Source organism: Pseudoalteromonas sp. 23_GOM-1509m, from assembly GCF_000518425.1.
Lineage (GTDB): Bacteria > Pseudomonadota > Gammaproteobacteria > Enterobacterales > Alteromonadaceae > Pseudoalteromonas > Pseudoalteromonas tetraodonis.
Map to the genome: position 1 here is coordinate 145,723 of NZ_KI912435.1, position 22,371 is coordinate 168,093.

The following is a 22,371-nucleotide window of genomic DNA, read 5'->3' on the forward strand; positions in this document are numbered from 1 at the left end:
CAAACGTGTCGGCTTTTTAGCTCAATACTCGTTTTATCCAGAAGTTGGCCTGTCATAACAATCTTATTAAATGCATTCATATTAGGTGCGTAGGGCTCTTTAGCTTCAAACCATAGTTTCGTTTTTAAAACTACCGTTATCGTTTTTATGAGCAAAAATCGCTACCGATGTTAATGAACGCTTATTTATTAGATTTTTTTAGTTCTAAATAAGCTGCTGTACGGTACTACAATATTTGAGCGAATTCTGAACGGCGTTTTTTTACGCCGCCACTATCAGACAAATTATCTGTTCATTGCTTTTACTATCACTTTAAAAATCAATTCATGTTCAAACTTAAGCAGCAATATATTACGCGCATTGCCGTTAGTTGTGCGCACGTGTTAACTGGGTATGTATAAAAGCTTTGGAAAACTTAACTCGGATCTGTATGATCGGTTACCCAGAATGTGCATCACGAATGTTTTAATGTGTTAAAAAGCACCGTTGTTATTTGCAAATACTAAATATTTGCGCTGCTGATTATCCCACTATTATAACTGTGTTAGCAACTAAATTATTTTACTTAAATCAGTGATTAGGCAATGTCAGAAAAAACCGGCTTACAAGTAACTTTTGTCACTATCAACGAAGACCACCTAGGTCAGCGTATTGATAACTTTCTTATTACCCATTTAAAAGGGGTGCCTAAAAGCGCAGTTTACAAAATTCTTCGTAAAGGTGAGGTGCGTGTAAACAAAAAACGCATTAAACCTGTGTATAAATTGCAGCTAGACGACGTTATTCGTATACCACCAATCAGAGTGTCAGAGCGTGAAGAGTTTGTGCCTTCAAAACTCGATAAAGTAACGCGTCTTGAAGACGATATTCTATTTGAAGACAAATACCTGATTGTTATTAACAAGCCATCGGGTATGGCTGTGCATGGCGGCAGTGGCCTAAGCTATGGCCTTATTGAAGCATTGCGTGTTTTACGCCCAGAAGAGCGCAGCCTTGAGCTTGTGCATCGTTTAGACCGTGATACATCAGGTTGTTTACTAATCGCTAAGCGCCGCTCTGTGCTGACTGCCTTGCATGAGCAATTACGCGAAAAAACCATGGAAAAAAATTATTGGGCACTTGTTGAGGGTCAATGGGACTCTAAAACAAAAAATGTGACTGAAGGCTTGCGCAAAAACACCCTAAAATCGGGTGAACGCGTAGTACGTGTTGATAACACTGAGGGCAAACCGTCGCATACCCGCTTTAAAGTGCTTGAGCGTTTTAACGATTGCTCATTAGTACAAGCATCCCCTGTAACCGGTCGTACTCACCAAATTCGTGTGCATACTCAGTGTCAAGGTCATGCTATTGCCTGTGATGACAAATATGGCGATCAAGGGTTTGACGAGTCAATGCGTAAACGTGGTTTAAACCGCTTATTTTTACACGCCCATGATTTAAGTTTTTACCACCCTAAAAACGAAACCACCATGCGAGTAGAAGCACCGCTTGATAAAGCACTATCAAGCTGTTTAGTGAAACTTAGAGCAGCAAAAGCGTGATCTCACCCACCATGAAAAACTACAAGCTGGTGATTTTTGATTGGGACGGCACCATTATGGATTCAATTAGCAAAATAGTTAATTGTATCCGCAAAAGTGCACAGTTACTCAATATTGAACCGCCGAGCGATACTGCCAGTAAAAATATTATTGGCTTGTCGCTTGAAAACGCAATAGCGATCTTGTTTCCTGATTACAGTGAGCATCACGAAGCGCTTATTGCAGGTTATAAACAGCAGTATGTGCTTGATACCACCCCAACACCGGTGTTTGAGCACGTTGAACAGGTGCTCACTGAGTTAAAAAATCAAGGCGTAATATTGGCGGTTGCCACAGGTAAAAGTCGGGTAGGGTTGGAGCGTTTATTGGATGAGAGCCAGCTGCGTCATTTTTTTAGTGCTACGCGTACCAGCGACGACGCCAAATCAAAGCCAGCTCCCGATATGCTCTATCAACTTCTTGAAGAGCTGGCTATAAGCGCCGACGAAGCATTGATGATAGGCGACACCCAAATCGACATGGCAATGGCAAAAGCTGCAAGTATGGATAGACTAGGGGTAACCATGGGCGTGCACAACGCTGCGCAATTAAACGAGTTTACGCCTATTGCAACCGCTGACAACTATCAGCAGTTGCAACAACTTTTACTTAGTTAGTTTGAGCGCATAATACATCTGAGCCAAACTCAGCCAATAATTGGCTGAGTTTAATGAGTGGTAAACCAATTAAACTATTTGGGTCATCACCACTGAGCTTTTCAAATAAACAAATACCCAAGCCTTCACTTTTAAAACTTCCTGCACAATTATAAGGTTGCTCTGCATCGCAATAAGCACTTATTTGCGCCGTTGTTAACGTTTTAAAAGTGACATTAAAGGGCTCAACAAGGGTTTTGCTTTGCTTAGTGTCTATATCGTACACACACAAGCCAGTTAAAAAAGTGACCGTTTGCCCACTAAATAAGCTGAGTTGTTTTATGGCGTTTTCTTTATTGTGTGGTTTACCTAATATTTGGTCATTAAATACAGCAACCTGATCGGAGCCAATCGCTAAGCCTTGGCCAAAATGCTCGACCGCAGCTGCGGCTTTTAGTTCGCTTAAACGTTTAACAAGATCGTTAGGTGTTTCGTTGCTGTGAGGCGTTTCGTCAACATCGGGCGAAAACGTTTCAAAAGGCAGATTAAATTTTTGTAATAAAGACTGCCTAAAAGGCGAGCTTGAGGCTAATATAAGAGAGTGCTTCATGGCATGTTTTCCTAGCGTAAATCAGATTGAGTTAGGATAAATCAGATCCATGAGTAAAACACGTGAAAAACAACGTAAAATTGGTTTTTTACTTTGACTAACCCACTAACTATCTATATGATGCAGCCCCTATGCAAAAGGTGAAAATTCCCATCACCCTTCATCCGGGCAAAGCAGCGCAACACCGTTTAAAGTATGACGGCATTGTACCGCTTGAGAAACTTCCTCGTTTACGAGGGGTTATCCAGGAAGAAGTAGGTGAAATAGCGGTAAAAATTCATTGCAAAAACGATGAGCAAGGTTTAGTTGTGATTAGTGGCAATTTGTCCACACACGTAACTGTCACTTGTCAACGTTGTAATGGTGATTTAGGGTTGGATTTGGATCAAGACTTTGTGTATTCGCCAGTCGGTTTGGATGCAGAGTCAGATGATCTTCCAGAAAGCTACGACGAAGTAGCACTTGATGAAAATGGTGAAATAGACGTGTTTGAGTTAATCGAAGACGAGCTTATTTTAGCAGTGCCATTAGTGCCTACCCACAACGAAGCTTCATGCAGTTATACAGCAGAGCCTGCCAGCTTTGGTGTTTTAAAGGCGGAAGATGATAAACCAAATCCATTTGATATTTTGAAACAACTTAAGAAAGATTCTTAGGAGAAGACTATGGCTGTACAAAAAAGCAAAAAGTCTCGTGCAAGACGCGGCATGCGCCGTTCACACGATGCGATCAGTGGTCCAACTTTAACTGTAGACCAAACATCTGGTGAGACTCATCGTCGTCACCATGTGACTGCAGATGGTTACTACAAAGGCGTTCAAGTAATTTCTAACTAAGAGATTGCTTATATGCTGACCAATCTAACCATAGCGTTAGATATGATGGGGGGCGATTATGGCCCCCGTTCATCTATCCCCGCAGCCGTTTCCGCGGTAAATGCTAATGCCAACTTAAAACTCATTTTATGTGGCAACGAGCAAGTAATAGCTAAACAATTAGAATCACTCGATTCACTTTCTCATCCCAGATTAATAATTCGCCATTGTAATGACGTTGTCACCAATGCCTGCGAACCCGCTGTTGCTATACGCTCAAAAAAAGATTCCTCAATGCGTGTTGCCCTTGATTTAGTTAAATCGGGTGAAGCGCAAGCCTGTGTTAGCTCTGGCAATACAGGGGCGCTATTTTTTATGGCGCATTACGTATTAAAAATGCTTCCAGGAGTGAAACGTCCCGCACTCATATCGGCTGTACCGACTGAACGAAAAAATCCTGTTTACTTACTCGATTTAGGTGCCAATGTGCACTGTGATGCGCAAATGCTGTATCAATTTGGCATTATGGGTTCGGTAGTGGCAGGACAAGCACTCGGGTGTGATAACCCAAAAGTCAGTTTATTAAATATTGGCGCCGAAGACATTAAAGGTCACGACGAAATTAAGCAAGCCGCGCAGTTAATGCAGCAAAGCGAGCTGATTAATTATATTGGGTATAGCGAAGGTAGCGATATTTTTTCTGGCAAAGCCGATGTTATCGTCTGTGAAGGGTTTGTCGGTAACGTTGCACTTAAAACCTGCGAAGGTATTGCCAAACTTATCATGAAAAAGTTCACCCGTGCCCTCGAAAAGCACGTCGTTTATAAGTGTATGGCGTTTATGTTGGCGCCAATCATAAAAAAACTCTATAAAAGAGTGAACCCCGACCAGTATAACGGCGCTTCTCTGGTAGGATTGCGCGGTATTGTTGTTAAAAGCCATGGAAATGCCTCAGCTAAAGCATTTCATGCCGCAATCGACGAAGCAGTGAAAGAAGTAGAACGTCAACTTCCGGATAAAATTGCTGCTATCTTCGAAAAAACACATTCTAAAGACACGGTGGCCAATCAGTAAATTGATGTGCCGTGTTATACATTATTTATTTTGTTTAATTAAAAGAGCAAACTATGGCACAAAAAATTGCACTTCTTTTTCCAGGTCAAGGCTCGCAAACTGTGGGTATGTTAAACGAGCTACTTGAAAGCTCAGACATAGTAAAAGCCACATTTGCAGAAGCATCAACCGCACTAGGATACGACCTAGCAGATCTCGTTCTTAACGGTCCAGAAGAAAAACTAAATCAAACTCACCGTACTCAACCTGCTTTATTAACAGCAAGCGTTGCTATTTATCGTCATTGGTTAGCAGCAAATCCAGATGCAGACGTTGTCATGGCAGGGCATAGCTTAGGCGAATACTCAGCACTAGTATGTAGCGATGTGATCAGCCTAAGTGAAGCTGTAAAACTGGTTGAAAACCGTGGTTTATACATGCAAGAAGCTGTCCCTGCGGGTGTGGGTTCTATGGCCGCTATTATTGGTTTAGGTGATGACGAAATTAAAGCAGTATGTGAAGCGTCTGCACAAGGTGAGGTTGTTTCACCGGTTAATTACAACTCGCCAGGCCAAGTGGTTATTGCCGGTCATAAAGATGCAGTAGATAGAGCATCAGTCGCCTGTAAAGAAGCCGGCGCAAAACGTGCACTGCCATTATCGGTTAGCGTACCGTCGCATTGTGAACTTATGAAACCTGCGGCTGAAAAATTAGCCGCCGATTTAGCGGCTTTAACATTTAATTCACCTAAGTGTGATGTAATTAATAATGTTGATGTAAAAGCTGAAGGTTCAGCCGATGCAATTAAAGACGCATTAGTACGTCAGTTATATAGCCCAGTTCGTTGGACTGAAACAGTGCAAGCATTAGTTGCACAAGGCGTAACGCAAAGTTATGAATTTGGCCCTGGTAAAGTATTAACAGGACTTGCAAAACGCATTGATAAAGCGATGGTGTGTGGCTCAGTTAACGACCTAGCATCAATCGATACAGCTAAATAAGAGTATATAATATGAGTAATTTATTTTCTTTAGAGGGCAAAGTTGTCCTGATCACCGGCGCTAGCCGTGGTATTGGTAAAGCGATTGCAAACACCTTAGTGGCGCAAGGCGCAAAGGTAGCGGGCACCGCGACAAGCGAGTCAGGTGCGGCTAAAATTAGCGAATACTTAGGTGATAACGGTAAGGGTTATGCGCTTAACGTCACCGATCCTGCGTCAATTGAGGCAACATTAGCAGCAATTAAAGCCGATTTAGGTGATATTGATGTTTTAGTAAATAACGCCGGTATTACGCGCGATAATTTATTAATGCGCATGAAAGAGAGTGAGTGGGACGATATTATCGACACCAACTTAAGCTCTATTTTCCGTTTATCTAAAGCGGTACTTCGCCCAATGATGAAGAAAAAGAACGGCCGTATTATCAATATTGGCTCAGTAGTGGGCACTATGGGTAACGCTGGCCAAGCGAACTACGCGGCAGCTAAAGCGGGTGTTATCGGTTTTTCTAAATCATTAGCGCGTGAAGTTGCTTCTCGTGGTATTACTGTTAACGTGGTTGCACCGGGATTCATCCAAACAGACATGACGGATGATTTGACAGATGAGCAAAAAGCAGCAACGCTTGCAAACGTACCTGCGGGTCGTTTAGGCCAGCCAGATGAGATTGCAGCAGCTGTGTGTTATTTAGCATCTGACGCCGCTGCGTACGTATCTGGTGAAACTTTGCATGTAAATGGTGCGATGTACATGGTTTAGCTTCGCAATGCGAAATAGTTAAACCACAAATTACCAATGAGTTTGCTAAAAAATATTGAATTTTTCGCAAACTTGCTTTAAACATACTTGAAATCGCTGTGAAAATAAGCGATAAAAGATAAAATAAACACTCAAGAGGTTTGACCAGCAAATTATTTATGGTCAAAAGATTGAATCAGAGAATTATCGGACGTAAACTACGCCGCAATCTGAAAATAACGCATTGGCGTTTTTAATAAAGGAAAGAAGAATGAGCGATATCCAAGAACGCGTAAAGAAAATTATCATCGAACAGCTAGGTGTTAAAGAAGAAGAAGTTAAAAACGAAGCTTCATTCGTTGATGACCTAGGTGCAGACTCTCTTGATACTGTTGAATTAGTAATGGCTCTTGAAGAAGAGTTCGACACTGAGATCCCAGATGAAGAAGCTGAAAAGATCACTACAGTACAATCTGCAATCGATTACGTTACAGCTCACGCTGAGTAATTAATCGCAAATTAAGGGCAGCATCCGCTGCCTTTAATCTTTATATCCAAACCACCTCAAAGTACATGATTCAATTCCAAACCCTCACCTATCATCAGCAATTAAGTTGTTATTGCTCAGCGTTGGTTATTGGTTTGAGACTCGCACTTTGAGGTAGCTTGGGTATGATCATCCCCAATACTAATAACATAACTAGCAACAGCGTTAACGCTGAAATAAACTGAGCTAAGTTAATTGGTATAATAATAATTCCTTATTGGAGGCAAACCGTGGCTAAACGTCGTGTCGTCGTAACTGGCTTAGGAATGTTGACGCCGCTAGGCAATGATGTGCAATCAACCTGGCAAGGCTTATTAGATGGTAAAAGTGGTATTCAAAATATTACCCACTTTGACACATCAAAATTTGGTACTCACTTCGCTGGTTTAATCAATGATTTTGATGCATCGGCTTATATGTCGCCAAAAGATGCTAAAAAAATGGATTTATTTATCCAGTATGGCATTGCAGCGGGTGTTCAAGCTTTTCAAGATTCAGGCCTCGAAGTCACTGAGCAAAACGCAACCCGTATTGGTGTAGCGGTAGGTTCAGGCATTGGTGGCTTAACCCTAATCGAAGAAAACCACATTAAATTACTAAACAGCGGTCCACGAAAGTTATCGCCGTTTTATGTACCGTCTACCATTATTAATATGATCTCGGGTCATTTATCAATAATGCACGGCTTGCGTGGTCCTAATATTTCAATTGTAACCGCATGTACCACAGGCCTGCACAACATTGGCCATGCAGCACGTATGATTGCCTACGGCGATGCCGATGCAATGGTTGCCGGTGGCGCAGAAAAAGCGTGTACGCCAATTGGTATGGGTGGCTTTAATGCCGCACGTGCGCTTTCAACGCGTAACGACGACCCACAAGCAGCGTCTCGTCCGTGGGATAAAGACCGTGATGGCTTTGTGCTTTCTGATGGCGCTGGTGTTGTGGTTGTTGAAGAATACGAACACGCTAAAGCTCGTGGTGCTAAAATTTATGCAGAGCTTGTTGGCTTTGGCATGAGTGGCGATGCCTACCATATGACCTCGCCACCAGAAGACGGCGCAGGTGCAGCACTGGCTATGGAAAACGCATTAAACGATGCGCAAGTAAATGCAGAGCAAGTTGGCTACATTAACGCACACGGTACGTCTACTCACGCGGGTGACAAAGCCGAAACCTCAGCGGTTAAAACCATTTTTGGTGATTCAGCGAAAGATGTGATGGTAAGCTCATCTAAATCGATGATGGGTCATTTACTAGGTGCAGCGGGCTCTGTTGAATCGATAGTGTCTATCTTATCGTTGACCGAGCAAAAAGTAACACCCACGATTAACCTAGACAACCCAGATGAAGGGTGTGATTTAGATTACGTGCCGCACACAGCGCGAGACGCCAAACTTGATTACGCTTTATGTAACTCATTTGGTTTTGGTGGTACTAATGGCTCGTTACTGTTTAAAAAGGTATAATCTTTTTTAACAACGAACGACAATAAGAACCCAGTTGTTTAACTGGGTTTTTTTATGTGTAAAAAAATATGCAAACAATAATAACAGCAAGTGAAACCAGTAGCGTAAGTACCCGCGATAGAGGCTTAAACTATGGCGATGGCTTTTTTACAACCGCGATTATTACTGATGGACAGGTTGAGCATTGGGTTTATCATAAAGCGCGTTTAATTGAATGTGCGCAGCGTTTAGGGTTTCCAGCGCTTGAGTTTAAAGCACTTGAGTCGCACATTACTCAGCAAATAGCATCACAGGTTCAAGCGGTTCTTAAAATAATGGTAACACGAGGTGAGGGCGGGCGAGGCTATGCGCCACCAAGCGAATGTAATTTAAACATTATTGTTAGTGTTTTACCTTATCCAGCGCATTATCACAGCTTACGCGAAACAGGAATTAGTTTAGCTATTAGCCCAATTAAACTGGCTTTACAACCGCACTTAGCAGGGCTTAAAACCTTAAATAGGCTTGAGCAAGTATTGATTAAAAATGCCCTACAAGCCGAGCAAAGTGATGATGCACTTGTACTTGACTACAACAACAATGTAATTGAAACCTCAGCGGCTAATATTTTTGCAATAAAAAATAATAAAGTAATTAGCCCCAGGCTTGATGAGTGCGGCATTAAAGGTGTTTTTCTGCAATCTTTATGTGATAAATTAGCAATTGAATTTAAAACTATCAGCGTTGATGAGCTTACCCAAGCAGACGCGGTATTTGTATGTAATAGTTTAATGAAAATTGTGCCGGTAAAAAGCATAGGCGAGCACTATTTTGATATTGCTTACAGTCAGTCATTACTAACAGTAGCCAAGGAGGCTTAATGTTAAAAGTTATAGTATCAGTATTATTACTGGCTTTTTTTAGCTCAGTGATTGGCTACCAGCAACTACAGGCAACCATTCAAACGCCATTACAGATAGCCGATAACACCCAATTTGAAGTTAAAAAAGGCACCGGCTTCAATAAATTGTGCCGTCAATGGCAACAACAACAGTGGGTAGAAGACTGTTGGCGTTTTCAAATATTAGCCAAGCTCGACCCAACCTTGACCGATTTAAAAGCAGGCTTGTACGAGCTAAGCGCAGATAGCGTGCTTAATAACATCAAGAAAATTAATCAAGGTCAGCAAATTAGTTTCAGCTTTACCATTATTGAAGGCCAAGCACTTAGAGATGTTTTAAATACTCTGAGTACTTCTACACACTTACAAAACGATTTAAAACTTGAGCAACTTGGCGAGCAAATAATAGGTAAGCAAACCCATCTAGAAGGTTGGTTATTCCCCGATACCTATCATTACCATAGCAATGATACTGCCAGCAGTTTATTAAAACGAGCAGCGCAAAAAATGCAGCAAACATTAGCAGATGCTTGGCAGCAACGGGCAAGTGATTTACCTTACGATACCCCCTATGAAGCACTGATAATGGCCTCTATTATTGAAAAAGAAACCGCGCTTGCCAGCGAGCGTCCGTTAATTGCATCGGCGTTTATAAATAGATTAAATACCAATATGCGCTTACAAACCGATCCAACCGTAATATATGGGCTAGGCGAAGATTTTGACGGTGATATTAAACGTAAAGACTTGAGAAATTACACACCGTATAATACTTATCGTATTAACGGATTACCGCCCACGCCAATTGCCATGCCATCCAAAGAAGCGATTTTAGCCGCGGTAAACCCGCCTAAAAGCGAGTATGTTTACTTTGTAGCAAAAGGCGATGGCAGCCATCAGTTTTCAACCACATTAAAGCAACATAATGCGGCGGTTAACCGGTATATTTTAAATAAAAAGAATTAGTGTTTATGAAACCAAAATTTATAGTGATAGAGGGCCTAGAGGGCGCGGGTAAATCAACCGCGATTGCCCTGTGCCAAGACTTTTTAAACCATCATCATATTGATTTTATTAATGTGCGTGAACCCGGTGGTACGCCATTGGCTGAATCGTTACGTACCTTAGTAAAAGCAGAGCATCAAGAAGAAATCGCCTTTGAAACTGAGCTACTTATTATGTACGCAGCTCGCTCACAGCTAATGCACAATGTAATAAACCCTGCACTTGAGCAAGGGCAATGGGTATTGGCTGATCGTCACGACTTATCGTCACAGGCGTATCAAGGCGGTGGACGCGGAATTAGTGCAAACACGTTAGCGTCGTTATCTTCTATGGTGTTAAAAGGATTAAAACCCGATTTAACCATTTACCTTGATATTGACCCTGTTATTGGTCTTGAACGGGCAAAAGGGCGTGGTGAACTCGATAGAATTGAACAAGAAGCCATTGAGTTTTTTCAGCGCACCCGTATGCGTTACATAGAACTGGCAAACGATGATGAAAGCATTAAAACCGTTGATGCTAACCAAAGTATTGATAAAGTACACCGTGATATTACCAATGTACTGCGCACATTTTTTTCAGGATTAAAATAATATGGCATTGCCATGGCTTAACGATGTAGAACAACGTTTAGCTCAAAGCTATAAAGCGCAGCGCTTTCATCACGCGCAGCTATTTTGCGGGCCTATTGGGGTAGGCAAGTTTGAGCTAAGCGATCAATTAGCTAACAGTTTGTTATGTCACAATACACAATCGCAGTTGAGTGCACCTAATAGCGTGTTAACGCCGTGTGGGCAGTGTAAAAGCTGCTCGTTAAATCTAGCTGGGACGCACCCAGATAAACGCGTTACCCAAGTAGAAGGGCAAAGCATAGGTGTAGACGACATACGCGGCATAAGCGATTTTATGCACCAGTCGGCGGCGCAAAATGGCAACAAAGTGGCGATTATTGAAAACTGCGAAAAAATGACCACGGCGGCAGCAAATGCATTATTAAAAACCTTAGAAGAGCCAAGTAACAGCCGGTTTTTAATTCTCACAACCAGCCAAGTGGCACAATTACCAGCGACTATTTTAAGCCGCTGTGCTAAAACTGAGGTCAAAGTAACCAATAGCCAGCTAGCACAGCAGTGGCTAAGTTCTTTAGATGTGCCTAACTACCCATGGTTATCATTGTTTTACAGTCAACCCCTGCAAGTAAAGCAGTGGCAACAGCAAAATCAGCTAGAAAGCATTGATACACTCTATAAATTTGCAACTGAGTTTAAACAAAGCCATAATTTCAATGCGTTAGTCGATATAATAAATAAACAGCCTGAGCTTGTTCGTATTTTTACCTTATTTTTAAGTGAGCAGCTAAAACAGCAGCTTTTAAACGGCATGAGTTTTGAAGCCTACCAAGTTGCACAGCAAGCCTTGAATGATTTTTTACAAAATAACATACAAATTCTTGGGCTAAACTTACCGCTTGCGGTATCACGACTAGCGTATACATTACGCAACCAATAAAAAGGATTAGATATGCAAGAGCTATTAGTTGATATAGATGACCTTGACGAACTATATCGCTGCTACATGCCTTTTTTAAAAAAAGGGGGGCTATTTGTACGCACCAATATGCGTTATGAGCCTGGGTATTCACTCGCTTTACGAGTAACCTTACCTGATGCCTTAGAAGACGATTTGGTCACCGGCAAAGTTACGTGGATCACTCCGCAAGGTGCACAAAGCTCAAACCCTCCGGGGATCGGCATTAGCTTTTTAGATGATAAAACAAACCTAAACGCGAAGATCGAAAAACTGCTGGGGACTATGTTAAACTCCGGCAATCCAACTTATACCATGTAGTAAAAACAGGCCTTATTTTGATTGTAGATTCTCATTGCCATTTAGACCGTCTTGATTTTGATAAACTCGATTTAAACCTAGACCAAGTACTTGATAACGCCCGTGCCAAAAAAGTAGAACACTTTTTATGTGTGAGCGTCACACTTGATCAGTTCCCTAACATGCTAGAGCAAATTAAGCATTACGACGACGTATCAGCGTCATGTGGTGTACATCCGCTTGATCAAAAAGACGCGCTCAACAAACAGCAATTAATTGATTTAGCCTCGCACCACAAAGTAGTGGCCATTGGCGAAACCGGGCTTGACTACTATTACGCAAAAGACACTCACGCAGTGCAGCAAGCAAGCTTTGTTGGCCATATTGAAGTAGCCAACGAATTACAAAAGCCACTTATTATTCATACCCGCGACGCACGTGCCGACACCATTAATTTAATGCGTGAACACAAAGCAGAAAACTGCGGTGGGGTATTACATTGCTTTACCGAAGATTGGGATATGGCTAAAAAAGCCATTGATATGGGTTTTTATATTTCTATTTCAGGTATTGTAACCTTTAAAAATGCGGTAGAACTTAAAGAAGTGGTAAAACAAATCCCACTTGATCGACTGCTTATTGAAACCGATTCGCCGTATTTAGCCCCAGTGCCGTACCGTGGTAAAACTAATCAGCCAGCGTATGTGGAAGACGTTGCTTACTATATTAGTGAACTAAAAGGCATTAGCTTTAACGAGTTGGCAAAGGCTACTACCGATAATTTTTATTCTTTATTTAAATTAGCAGCTAAAGGCTAACCTCATGACGACTCTCTCGGTGCAACACCCGCTGTTACTTATGGGGCCTATGGTGCGCCGAGCAGAAAAAACCACAGTTTGTATTCAGTTTGCTACCTCAAAGCAGGTAAACGGCCGTATAGAGCTAATGGGCTACGAATGCTATAGCGAACAAAACAGCGTTAGACTGGGTGAACATTTATTTTTACAGTTCATAGTTATTAAACCCATAAACAGTCAGTTCCCGCGCGACATATTACTACAATATCAGTTATTTTTTGATGACAGCCCCGTTGATTTATCAGCGTTTAGTTTTAATGATGGCGCGTTACCTGCGTTTGTGATCCCCAAAAGATTGACGCAAATATTGCATGGCTCGTGTCGCAATGCACATCATCCCGCAAAGGATAGCCTAGTTAGTTCAAGTCAGTGGCAAGCTACTCAACGCAGTCATAATCAGCAAGGTGCGCAGTTGCTATTGCTCTCGGGCGATCAGGTATATGCTGACGATGTAGCAGGGCCTATGTTATTAGCTATCCATCAGCTCATTAAGCAACTAGGAATTTACAAAGAGCAAGCGCTTGCGCTGGATTTACCAGACGATATTAGCCAACAGCTTTATGGCCGCCATCATTTACTCCCTACCACCTCATGGAAAAAGCGCTCTAAATTAGGCATAGGTTACTGGTTAAAAAAAGACGAGCCGCATTTTTCTAGCGTAAAAGCGTATAACCACCTTATTAATTTTGAAGAATTTGTAGCGCTGTATTTACTTAATTTTAGTAGTACCGCGTGGCAATATGTTGACTTATCAAAGCTAAATTACTCAGGCGATAACGAAAAAAGCCAAGCATTGTTTAGCACAGAAAAAGCCACACTCATTGATTACGCTAAAGGCTTAGCTGAGGTAGAGCGATTATGTGCCAATGTGTCTACCTTAATGATGTTTGACGATCACGATGTAACTGATGATTGGAACCTCACCGCCGGATGGGAGCAAGCCATTAATCAAAACCCCAGTAGCAAGCGTATTGTAAATAATGGCTTAGCAAGCTATTGGCTGTTTCAGGGAATGGGGAACGACGCACTACAAAAAACCGGTGCGCTACTTACTCCATTTACAACAAGTCTAGCTGGGGATAAGCAATGGCAATTCAAAGCATTTGATAAACATCTAAACGATTTTAACCATTGGCATTATGAGCTAACGACTATTCCTAAAGTGGTGGTGCTTGATACCCGAACACACCGCTGGCGTAACGAGCAGAACTTTAATGAACCCTCAGGCTTGTTAGATTGGGAGCGTCTCACTGAGCTTGAAGAAAGCCTACTCAGCCATGACCAAGTCATTATTGTATCGCCCGCACCGGTGTTTGGGGTTAAATCAATAGAGGCAATTCAAGCGGTATTTAACATGTGTGGGCAACCGCTTATGGTTGATGTAGAAAACTGGATGGCGCACGAAGGCTCAGCTAAAAAATTGCTCGACACATTTAGACGCACCGACACCCCAAATGAAACGCTGATTTTATCAGGCGACGTGCATTATTCGTTTTGTTTTTCAGTGCAAAAGCGCTTTGGCGATCACCCCAACAGAATTTGGCAGCTCACAGCTAGTGGCATTAAAAACGAGTTCCCGCGTAAGCTAATAAATGTGCTTGATAAGCTCGACTCCATTTTATATGGCCCTAAAAGTCCGCTTAACTTTTTTACTAAACGCTGGCATATGGAAGTAGACAAACACCAAACTAAAGGCAAAGGGCAAAAGTACCTAGTAAGTGATTCGGCTATTAGTTTGGTTACTCTCAAAGGCGGTAATTTAGACCGCTACCAGCTCATACACGGCGATGGCCACACTACCGAATTTGATTTAGAAGAGCAGTAAATTGGAACAGGCGATAGGTTTTAGATTGATATTATTGCCGACTTGTAGCAGCGATTTCATGTCGCGTCATTTTTTAATGTCGTGAGCGACGAGCTTCGAGTTGCGGGCTAAACAACTAAAAGCGCAGCGTCTCTTAGCTCTCTTTGTGCATCATTCACTTAGGTCTAATTGAACTGAGAGAAGAGAATAAGAAGTAAATGAGAAAATAAAGCCACTAACCCAAGTGATTAATTGTTTTGTTACTGCCTCTAAAAGCGAAGCGTCTTTTAACCCTCTTTGTGAATAATTTTCTTAAAGATCTTATTGCACTGAGAGAAGAGAATGAGGAGTAAATGAAAAGATAAAACAAGTTTTAGGGATTAGGCCCGCAGCCTGATAACTTTCGACTTTAACCTCTAAAAGCGAAGCGTCTCTTAACCCTCTTTGTGAATAATTTTCTTAAAGATCTTATTGCACTGAGAGAAGGGAATGAGGAACAAATGAGAAGATAAAACAAGTGTTAGGGATTAGGCTCGTAACCCGCTCCCCGCAGCCCGATAATTTGAACCTTTAACCTCTAGAAGCGTCTCTTAACCCTCTTTCTGCATACTTTTCTTAAAGATCTAATTGAACTAAGAGAAGGGAATGAGGAACAAATGAGAAGGCCAAAAAGATGTTAGGATACAGCTCGTGACTCGCTCCCCGCAGCCCGTTAACTTTCACTTCGCCGTTTTTTAATCCGTTTTGGTGCTGGCAACTTATTGGTTAATAAAGCTAAACATAACACCACTATAAACAACATCGAATTAGCCCCAGCCTGTAGCGAATAATCAACCGACGAATGCAGCATCATTGCCACAATAGCCGTAGCACAACCAAACGCCACACCCTGATAAAGGGCCGTTTTGCGCGTTCGCATAGTATTAATACATAACCATAAACAATAAACCACTAACAGCCCCAATAACGCCGTTGCAGGAATACCCAGCTCAACTGCAAATTGTACATAATCGTTATGCGCGTTGTCGTAGTAGCCAGAGTAGGGCTCAGACTGATACGCGGGAAACGCAGTGTAAAAAGTACCGCCGCCCGAGCCTAATAACGGGTTATCTAAAATTAGTGGGATTGAGTCGCGTACAACTTCATCGCGAGTTTCCGATTGTAAACTGGTTTCGCTAATACGTTGTTTTACCTTTTCTACATCGAAAATGGCACCAATGATGATTAAATCGATAATAAAAAAGCTCACAATCAGCAATTTAAATGCCTTAGGCTTTTGTTTATAAACAAACAGCGCCAGTAAGCTCACTATAATTAAGGCGATAAAAAAGGCCGAATTACCCATGCGACTACGGGTTAAAATAAGCGCCACAATTATAATAATTAGCGATATACGCAAAATTATTTTAGAGCTTAATATAATCTCAGCCCAAGCACGTAAGGTTTGTTTTAAAGTAGGCTTGTAGCCGTTGTTAGTGCGTTTTAGTTCGCTAATTAAAACACCAATGCCTAAGCATAAGCACAGCGCTAAATAGTTAGCTAAAAAGTTAGAATAGGTAAAAGTACCAATCGCTCTGTCGGTGTGTTTGTAGCCAAATAAAGGGCTAACAATATCGGGCGATAAGTTTAAGTAACTAGCATACAAAGCCTGAAAAACACCGGCGCAAATGACGGCGTAAATTAATTTTTTAATACGATTTACGTTATTACAGTAATTAAATATTAACCAGCTCAACATTATTAAAAAACTGGTTTTTAATAACATTTGTTTTGTTTGAAAAGCATCAACACTTACGCCAAATAACTGAACCGCGCACACCAAAGCAACAATGCCTAAGGCAGTAAATAACGGCCAAGTATATCGAGGAGGTAAGAGCGCTTGTTGGTTATTTAAAACACTGTTTGCCAAGTGAGTAATAAAGGTAAAGCTAGTTAAAATACCAATAGCTAAAATTGCCCAAGGCCTGTAACTACCTAAAGGAAGGGGGAGTAAAAATAAGATCAGGCAAATAAGAAAAAATATAAAACGATTCAAAATAAACTCAAACAAAGTAAAAACGCAGCCAATTGGCTGCGTTTGAATATACTAATAGTAAAAACTAGTTACCGACTTCAGATATACCGTTATCACCGCCTGTACCACCAGAACCTGGAGGTGTTAGTAATGTTGGTAAGCTGCCTACTGGCGGAGTAGGCTGACCCGCACCAGGACCTGCAGCAGTTGCTTCAGAAGCGGTTGTTGCATCAACACCTGCGGTAATTGCTGCTAGGGTAATTGCATCAGTATCTAAACCAGCATCCGAAAGAGCAGCTAAAAAGTCAGAAATTAATGGATTGTCTGCACCAAAACGTGCCACAACAGCAGCAACCATTGCATCTATATCAGCAGCGCCACAAGCGCCATTAAGCAGTTTTTCGTCTAGCTTGATTTTTTCTTTATTTTTACAAATACGTTTAATCGCTTCTACTAAATCTTCGCGTAATTGCTCTGGCGTAGTATCTGCTGTTACGTTATTAAGAATATCAATAATGCTATTTATGCTCACTTCTTGAACCACAGCATTATTATCCGTTTGTGCATAGGTTGGCAAAGCAGTTAGAGCAGACGCACTAGCTACTAAGCCAGCTAAAATTAATTTTTTCATTTCTCGTCCCTTGGTTGAGTACTAATTGCAAAATTTTAGCGCATCGGTGCAAAAAGTAAACTCTTTATTTACGCCATTTTCATTAGATTTAATAATTTTTGATGGTGGTAATATTAAATTACCTTGTACCCCATCACATCCTAGGTATTCAAGTATTTCTAAAGTCTCGGTTTTTTCAATTAAACAGGCTAAAACTTTAATACCAAAGCCATGACAAATATTATTAACTGTTTGAATATAAAATTGACTTTGCGGGTTAGTTACCAAATCTTGAATGTAACTACCATCAATTTTAACGTACTCAATATCAAGACCTTGTAAATACCTAAACGACGTTAAGCTAGTACCAAAGTGTTCAATACACACATTAATACCCAGCTCTTTAATTGCATCTATATGTAAAGACGCAACATGCACGTTATAAAGCAAACCAATTTCATGTAGTTCAAACACTAAGTTTGTTTTAATTACCGGTTTAGTGTGCGAGTAAAGGGTAAGCCATTGTATAAAGTCGGCTGAATACAAGGATGCTTTACTAATATTCAACGCAAACACATCATTAGGGTAGTGCTCTTTTACATCTACAAAGCTACGTATAATTTTTTTATCGAGTTCTTCGGTTAAATTTAACTTTTCAGCCATCGCAAATAAGTGACCATTATTTACCTTTTCGCCTTCATGAATAAAGTGTGCAAATACCTCAAAGTAACACTGAGAATCAGTTTTATTAGCTTGTTTAACAGGTTGCACCGAAAAACTCACTTCGCCAGCATTTATAATCGACTTAATTAAGGTACGCCATTGGTTAACACTAAATAATGACTCTTTATCGTTTTTATCAAACGTAGTGTCTTCACCTATAGTGCAACCAGTATCAAGTAGCGATAACACTTCACCTAAACTCGCTCCTTGCTCAACGCCAACAATGGCTAAATTAGCGTAACCGTTTATATGTAAGCTGTTTTCTTTTTGACTTAAATTATCAATGAGGTCTAGGCGGGCTTTATTTAAAAATAAAACGTCATATGGGGCCAGTAATACAAACGTACCCCCGTTAAGCCTAAATATGGTTGAATTTGGTAACTCATCGGCGACATGCTTAAGTATTTTAGCGGCATCAAGTACATGCTGATCACCATCTTGGTAGCTTACCACTTGGTTAATATTATTTAACGAGGGTAGGGTAAGCATCATTGCAGTAATTGGCGTATCGTCAGTAATATTATTTACAACAGAATTAAAGTGGTTTTCAAACGACTTACGGTTACCCAACCCCGTTAACGAATCTATATAAACTTCTTCAGTAAGCGCTTGTGTTTGTTTGGTCAGCGAATCGAACGTACTTTGTAAGTTTATAACCATATTATTTATGGCTTGGGTTACAGTGCGAAGCTCCCGTGCTACCGGTATTTCTTTATTTAAGGTAAAGCGTTTTCGAGTCACTAAAGTGGCTTGGTCTTCTACTGCTTTTAACGGCTTAAATACTGCGCGTAAAATTAAAAATGCAATAGCCAGCGATGCTGCTAATAGCAAAAATGAGCTATATAAGCTGCGGAGTGTGTGTTGCCATAAGGTAAGGTAAGATTGCCCAGTATGGCTGGTTACATCAAGTGTGCCTGCCATCATCCAACCATTGTTTATTTCAGAATGCATAGTAGGTGCACTCAGTTCAACAGCACTAATAAACCAACCTGGAACAGATTCAACGCGTTTAGGGTTTTGTAACTCAAACACTATATTATTTTGCACATCGGTAAATTTAATTTGGCTGTAATAACCAGAGTCAAAAATAGCGGTTGCCATAGTTTCGGCAATCATTAGGCTGTCGTCTTCTAAATAAGGAGATATAGAAAGCCCTAAACTGGTAGCGGTGTCTTGCGCATGGCTGGCCATTTGCGTTTGTAAATAATTACGGGTTGTATCCACATCGGTAATAACGCGTACACAAAATGAAATAACCGAAATTAATATGATCAAGCCATATACTTGAGTTTTTAAACTCAATCCATATTTAAATATTCGAGACATAACTACTAGTTCCTTTATTGTTACTGGCGGCGGGGGCAAGCTCACCTTGTTCAATTCGTTCAAGCATAGTGTTCCAAGCAGAAACGCCACGACTATTTTTAACCTTATTACCTAACCCTTTCGATTTGGCTAACCATAAACCTTGGCCATTAAAACTATATATAGGTTTTAAATCGCCCCGATTGCTTGCAGACACTAATTTTGTATTAAAGTTATCAAGCACCAACGGTATTTGGTTTGGTTGTTCAAAGTATATAAGCACCATGTGTGGTTGATTAACCGTACGCTGGCGTACATACATAAAGCGTATTTTATCTTCGGGGATACCTAAAGCGATTAAAGTAAAATATTTAGCAATAACATAATCTTCACAGTCACCCATGCCAACACCTAGGCTTTCTAGAGGGGTGGCCCAGTAATCTTTTTTTTGCCAAAGTTCGTCATCGGTTTTGTACTTTATATGCTTATTAAAAAAATCATTAACTAAATGAATTTTTTGCCATTCGCTCTTATCGGCAGAGTCATCTATAAAACTCAGCCACGTTTTTATACGTTGGTGGCCTGCATCGCCGTAAAACTGTTTGGCACGGCTTATTATATCGCTATTTCGCAGATGCAAAAGCATGTCTTGTGCACAAGCAAAAAAAGACACTAATATAATGATGCAAATTCCAACGCGCACAAAGCCCATCCCTAAAATGTTAACAAAGCCATTATATTCCCATTGAGAATAAAATGATAGATTACAAAAAAAGCAAAAAATAAAATGTTAACAAAAAATTAACCTAAAACAATCAAAAAGGCTGCTTTTTATATTGAGCGATTGTTTGTGTTGTGTATAATAGCCGCCCATATGGTTAGTAGTATTTAAAACTCGCTACTCGCAGCGGTATTTTATAAATAGCTACGTTATAACCAAAAGTAACTATAAAAGGAATTGAAGTGAAAGTATTAAAAGCAGTCTTGCCTGTTGCAGGCTTGGGTACCCGTATGTTACCCGCTACCAAAGCAACACCAAAGGAAATGCTTCCACTAGTCGACAAACCTCTCATTCAATACGTTGTAAACGAAGCCGTAAAAGCCGGTATTAAAGAAATTGTACTCGTTACTCATGCTTCTAAAAACGCAATAGAAAATCATTTTGATACCAGCTTTGAGCTAGAAGCTACTCTAGAAGCGCGCGTAAAACGCAGCCTATTAGAAGAGGTGCGTTCAATAATCCCGCGTGATGTAAGCATTATATCGGTTCGTCAATCGGCGCCATTAGGTTTAGGCCATGCAATACTTGAAACACGCCCAATTATAGGCAACAACCCTTTTGCTATTTTATTGCCCGATGTAATTATCGATCAATATAAGTCAAATCTTAAGGTTGATAACCTAGCGCAAATGATCGCCCAATTTGAACGTACTAAACATAATCAAATTATGGTTGAACCTGTCCCTCATGAGGAAGTGCACAACTATGGTGTGGTTGATTTGGCAGGTAAAAATATTGCGCCTGGCGAAAATGCAACCATTACCAACATGGTTGAAAAGCCAAACAATGACGAAGCACCCAGTAATTTAGCCATAACAGGGCGCTATGTTGTATCACCCGCTATTTGGGATTTACTCGAGTTTACGCCTCCAGGGGCTGGCGGCGAAATACAATTAACAGATGCATTATTGCAGTTACGTCATCTTGAAACAATTGAAGCGTACCATTTAAAAGGTAAGTCACACGACTGCGGCTCAAAATTAGGTTACATGCTTGCAAACGTAGAATACGCAATGCAATCAAACCTAATGGGTGAAGAATTTACAAAGCGCGTTAAGCAATTAATTGTGTAAATCAAGTGTTACTGTCTTGCTGTGTTAATGAAAATAACCGTAAAGGAATAGAAGTGAAGGGACAAAAAATTCAAAGTTTAGAGACCTTAAGAGGACTAGCGTGTCTTTTTTTAGTGCTTAATCACTTAGTGGGTACACCAATCATTTCGGGTTTAAAGCTTCCGGAAGGTAATAGCTACTTTTTATTTAACACAATGCTTGAAAATGTCAGGATGCCTTTATTTGCTTTTTTAAGTGGCATCATATTCTCTTTCAGAGGCATTCTACCAAGCCAATTTAACATGCTCCTGAAGGGGAAGTTTTTCCGCCTTTTGGTGCCCTTAATAACACTAGGGCCCATATACCTGATCATTCAGGCTAACGCCCCAGGGGCGAATCAAACTGTAGAAGTGACCAGTTATTTCTATTATATTTCAGTTTTGTGGGAATCTAAATTCCATTTTTGGTTTTTACAATCGATGTTTTTAATCTTTTTACTTTACGGCATGATGTCTTTCGTAAAGGTTTCTGTAAAAACAGCATATATATTATTACTTTGCCTTGGCATTGCTTTGTCTTTATTGATGCCTACTAATATTTTGTTTTTCTCTTTGTCAGGGTTTTTCTTTCTACTTCCATATTTCGCATTAGGTACATTAATAGGTTTACGAGAAACGCATAGTGAAAAGCTTAATTTCACTCTAATTGGAGTGTTAGCTTGTATATTTATTAGCTCATTAGTATTTAAGTATTTAAGTATTAAAGAAGGTAATGATTTTGATAGGACAAGTGTATTTGGTTTACTTATAGGATTTGTTGGCTGTTCGTTTTTTTACTTCAGTAAAATTAAGATAAAAGCGCTTGTCTACATAGGAAGTTTTTCATTTACTATCTATTTGTATCACGTGTATTTTTTAGTTTTTTCACGTGTTTTATTAAACTACTTTGCTGTAAATAGCGATATTGTCAATGTGTTTGTTGGTTTAGTATTTGGCCTATTTGGCCCTATCGTGTTGGATTACTTGCTCTCTAGGCATTATTTATTATCTAGACTGTTTTTAGGGAGAAAAGTAAAAAAGCCAAAGATGGTCAAAAGATAGTT

Annotated in this window: 23 protein-coding genes; 18 read left to right on the forward strand and 5 right to left on the reverse strand. The window is 40.5% G+C overall.

Annotated features, from left to right (window positions below):
* Nucleotides 1–584 precede the first annotated feature (584 nt).
* Together rluC and N523_RS0118175 are read left to right on the forward strand one after the other, a co-directional pair.
* Nucleotides 585–1,544: a 23S rRNA pseudouridine(955/2504/2580) synthase RluC gene (rluC, locus tag N523_RS0118170; RefSeq protein ID WP_010389627.1), complete on the forward strand. Its 960-nt coding sequence runs from the start codon at nt 585–587 to the stop codon at nt 1,542–1,544.
* Nucleotides 1,545–1,555: 11 nt separating this feature from the next.
* Entirely contained in the window at nt 1,556–2,200 is a 645-nt protein-coding gene (locus N523_RS0118175; RefSeq protein ID WP_036950927.1) for an HAD-IA family hydrolase, read from the forward strand.
* On the opposite strand, the gene N523_RS0118180 is transcribed toward N523_RS0118175, so the two are convergent.
* Entirely contained in the window at nt 2,193–2,789 is a 597-nt protein-coding gene (locus tag N523_RS0118180) for a Maf family protein (RefSeq protein ID WP_028835756.1), read from the reverse strand. The two genes, N523_RS0118175 and N523_RS0118180, sit on opposite strands and share 8 nt — an antisense overlap.
* Nucleotides 2,790–2,920: 131 nt before the next feature.
* Between N523_RS0118180 and yceD the strand changes: the two genes are divergently transcribed.
* The 14 genes from yceD to N523_RS0118250 all read left to right on the forward strand — a co-directional run bounded on the left by yceD (nt 2,921) and on the right by N523_RS0118250 (nt 14,805).
* Nucleotides 2,921–3,445 (forward strand): 23S rRNA accumulation protein YceD, encoded by a 525-nt coding sequence (gene yceD / locus N523_RS0118185; RefSeq protein WP_013464694.1) that lies wholly within the window; start codon nt 2,921–2,923, stop codon nt 3,443–3,445.
* A gap of 9 nt (nt 3,446–3,454) precedes the next feature.
* Nucleotides 3,455–3,625: a 50S ribosomal protein L32 gene (gene rpmF / locus N523_RS0118190; protein ID WP_008109865.1), complete on the forward strand. Its 171-nt coding sequence runs from the start codon at nt 3,455–3,457 to the stop codon at nt 3,623–3,625.
* A 12-nt stretch (nt 3,626–3,637) separates the two neighbouring features.
* Nucleotides 3,638–4,678, forward strand: coding sequence for a phosphate acyltransferase PlsX (gene plsX, locus N523_RS0118195; RefSeq protein ID WP_013464695.1), 1,041 nt, complete (start codon nt 3,638–3,640; stop codon nt 4,676–4,678).
* A 53-nt stretch (nt 4,679–4,731) separates the two neighbouring features.
* Nucleotides 4,732–5,658, forward strand: coding sequence for an ACP S-malonyltransferase (gene fabD, locus N523_RS0118200; protein WP_028835755.1), 927 nt, complete (start codon nt 4,732–4,734; stop codon nt 5,656–5,658).
* Nucleotides 5,659–5,669: 11 nt separating this feature from the next.
* Nucleotides 5,670–6,416: a 3-oxoacyl-ACP reductase FabG gene (gene fabG, locus N523_RS0118205; protein ID WP_013464697.1), complete on the forward strand. Its 747-nt coding sequence runs from the start codon at nt 5,670–5,672 to the stop codon at nt 6,414–6,416.
* A 250-nt stretch (nt 6,417–6,666) separates the two neighbouring features.
* The gene (gene acpP / locus N523_RS0118210) at nt 6,667–6,903 is read left to right on the forward strand and encodes an acyl carrier protein (RefSeq protein ID WP_008109873.1); all 237 of its coding nucleotides are present in this window, start codon (nt 6,667–6,669) and stop codon (nt 6,901–6,903) included.
* A gap of 269 nt (nt 6,904–7,172) precedes the next feature.
* Nucleotides 7,173–8,411: a beta-ketoacyl-ACP synthase II gene (fabF, locus tag N523_RS0118215; protein ID WP_008109876.1), complete on the forward strand. Its 1,239-nt coding sequence runs from the start codon at nt 7,173–7,175 to the stop codon at nt 8,409–8,411.
* Nucleotides 8,412–8,479: 68 nt separating this feature from the next.
* The gene (pabC, locus tag N523_RS0118220; RefSeq protein WP_028835754.1) at nt 8,480–9,271 is read left to right on the forward strand and encodes an aminodeoxychorismate lyase; all 792 of its coding nucleotides are present in this window, start codon (nt 8,480–8,482) and stop codon (nt 9,269–9,271) included.
* Nucleotides 9,271–10,257 (forward strand): endolytic transglycosylase MltG, encoded by a 987-nt coding sequence (gene mltG / locus N523_RS0118225; RefSeq protein WP_028835753.1) that lies wholly within the window; start codon nt 9,271–9,273, stop codon nt 10,255–10,257. The genes pabC and mltG overlap by 1 nt, the downstream gene beginning before the upstream one ends.
* Before the next feature lie 5 nt (nt 10,258–10,262).
* On the forward strand, nt 10,263–10,889 hold the full coding sequence (gene tmk / locus N523_RS0118230) for a dTMP kinase (RefSeq protein ID WP_016899838.1): 627 nt from the start codon (nt 10,263–10,265) through the stop codon (nt 10,887–10,889).
* A 1-nt stretch (nt 10,890) separates the two neighbouring features.
* Nucleotides 10,891–11,805, forward strand: a complete 915-nt coding sequence (locus N523_RS0118235) for a DNA polymerase III subunit (protein WP_013464701.1) — start codon at nt 10,891–10,893, stop codon at nt 11,803–11,805.
* Nucleotides 11,806–11,817: 12 nt separating this feature from the next.
* A complete protein-coding gene (locus tag N523_RS0118240; RefSeq protein WP_028835752.1) occupies nt 11,818–12,144 on the forward strand; it encodes a PilZ domain-containing protein in 327 nt (108 codons plus the stop codon).
* Nucleotides 12,145–12,161: 17 nt separating this feature from the next.
* Complete coding sequence (locus tag N523_RS0118245) at nt 12,162–12,941, forward strand: TatD family hydrolase (protein ID WP_013464702.1); 780 nt, start codon at nt 12,162–12,164, stop codon at nt 12,939–12,941.
* A gap of 4 nt (nt 12,942–12,945) precedes the next feature.
* A complete protein-coding gene (locus N523_RS0118250; RefSeq protein ID WP_028835751.1) occupies nt 12,946–14,805 on the forward strand; it encodes an alkaline phosphatase D family protein in 1,860 nt (619 codons plus the stop codon).
* Nucleotides 14,806–15,496: 691 nt separating this feature from the next.
* On the opposite strand, the gene N523_RS0118255 is transcribed toward N523_RS0118250, so the two are convergent.
* From N523_RS0118255 to N523_RS0118270, 4 genes are all read right to left on the reverse strand, one after another.
* Nucleotides 15,497–16,819, reverse strand: a complete 1,323-nt coding sequence (locus tag N523_RS0118255; RefSeq protein ID WP_028835750.1) for an O-antigen ligase family protein — start codon at nt 16,817–16,819, stop codon at nt 15,497–15,499.
* Nucleotides 16,820–16,883: 64 nt separating this feature from the next.
* The gene (locus tag N523_RS0118260; protein ID WP_028835749.1) at nt 16,884–17,429 is read right to left on the reverse strand and encodes a hypothetical protein; all 546 of its coding nucleotides are present in this window, start codon (nt 17,427–17,429) and stop codon (nt 16,884–16,886) included.
* A 21-nt stretch (nt 17,430–17,450) separates the two neighbouring features.
* Nucleotides 17,451–19,457 (reverse strand): bifunctional diguanylate cyclase/phosphodiesterase, encoded by a 2,007-nt coding sequence (locus N523_RS0118265; RefSeq protein ID WP_028835748.1) that lies wholly within the window; start codon nt 19,455–19,457, stop codon nt 17,451–17,453.
* A complete protein-coding gene (locus tag N523_RS0118270; RefSeq protein WP_028835747.1) occupies nt 19,441–20,139 on the reverse strand; it encodes a transglutaminase-like cysteine peptidase in 699 nt (232 codons plus the stop codon). Before N523_RS0118270 ends, N523_RS0118265 begins: the two co-directional genes overlap by 17 nt.
* Before the next feature lie 260 nt (nt 20,140–20,399).
* Here N523_RS0118270 and galU point away from each other — a divergent pair, with 260 nt between their 5' ends.
* Both galU and N523_RS0118280 read left to right on the forward strand, forming a co-directional pair.
* Nucleotides 20,400–21,290, forward strand: a complete 891-nt coding sequence (galU, locus tag N523_RS0118275; RefSeq protein ID WP_028835746.1) for a UTP--glucose-1-phosphate uridylyltransferase GalU — start codon at nt 20,400–20,402, stop codon at nt 21,288–21,290.
* Between the two features lie 53 nt (nt 21,291–21,343).
* Nucleotides 21,344–22,369, forward strand: a complete 1,026-nt coding sequence (locus N523_RS0118280; protein ID WP_028835745.1) for an acyltransferase family protein — start codon at nt 21,344–21,346, stop codon at nt 22,367–22,369.
* Nucleotides 22,370–22,371 lie beyond the last annotated feature (2 nt).

Excerpts from the sequence above, each read along its gene's own strand:
- rluC (WP_010389627.1), top strand. The coding sequence starts at position 585 with ATGTCAGAAAAAACCGGCTTACAAGTAACTTTTGTCACTATCAACGAA.
- N523_RS0118175 (WP_036950927.1), top strand. The coding sequence starts at position 1,556 with ATGAAAAACTACAAGCTGGTGATTTTTGATTGGGACGGCACCATTATG.
- N523_RS0118180 (WP_028835756.1), bottom strand. The coding sequence starts at position 2,789 with ATGAAGCACTCTCTTATATTAGCCTCAAGCTCGCCTTTTAGGCAGTCT.
- yceD (WP_013464694.1), top strand. The coding sequence starts at position 2,921 with ATGCAAAAGGTGAAAATTCCCATCACCCTTCATCCGGGCAAAGCAGCG.
- rpmF (WP_008109865.1), top strand. The coding sequence starts at position 3,455 with ATGGCTGTACAAAAAAGCAAAAAGTCTCGTGCAAGACGCGGCATGCGC.
- plsX (WP_013464695.1), top strand. The coding sequence starts at position 3,638 with ATGCTGACCAATCTAACCATAGCGTTAGATATGATGGGGGGCGATTAT.
- fabD (WP_028835755.1), top strand. The coding sequence starts at position 4,732 with ATGGCACAAAAAATTGCACTTCTTTTTCCAGGTCAAGGCTCGCAAACT.
- fabG (WP_013464697.1), top strand. The coding sequence starts at position 5,670 with ATGAGTAATTTATTTTCTTTAGAGGGCAAAGTTGTCCTGATCACCGGC.
- acpP (WP_008109873.1), top strand. The coding sequence starts at position 6,667 with ATGAGCGATATCCAAGAACGCGTAAAGAAAATTATCATCGAACAGCTA.
- pabC (WP_028835754.1), top strand. The coding sequence starts at position 8,480 with ATGCAAACAATAATAACAGCAAGTGAAACCAGTAGCGTAAGTACCCGC.
- mltG (WP_028835753.1), top strand. The coding sequence starts at position 9,271 with ATGTTAAAAGTTATAGTATCAGTATTATTACTGGCTTTTTTTAGCTCA.
- tmk (WP_016899838.1), top strand. The coding sequence starts at position 10,263 with ATGAAACCAAAATTTATAGTGATAGAGGGCCTAGAGGGCGCGGGTAAA.
- N523_RS0118235 (WP_013464701.1), top strand. The coding sequence starts at position 10,891 with ATGGCATTGCCATGGCTTAACGATGTAGAACAACGTTTAGCTCAAAGC.
- N523_RS0118240 (WP_028835752.1), top strand. The coding sequence starts at position 11,818 with ATGCAAGAGCTATTAGTTGATATAGATGACCTTGACGAACTATATCGC.
- N523_RS0118250 (WP_028835751.1), top strand. The coding sequence starts at position 12,946 with ATGACGACTCTCTCGGTGCAACACCCGCTGTTACTTATGGGGCCTATG.
- N523_RS0118260 (WP_028835749.1), bottom strand. The coding sequence starts at position 17,429 with ATGAAAAAATTAATTTTAGCTGGCTTAGTAGCTAGTGCGTCTGCTCTA.
- N523_RS0118265 (WP_028835748.1), bottom strand. The coding sequence starts at position 19,457 with ATGTCTCGAATATTTAAATATGGATTGAGTTTAAAAACTCAAGTATAT.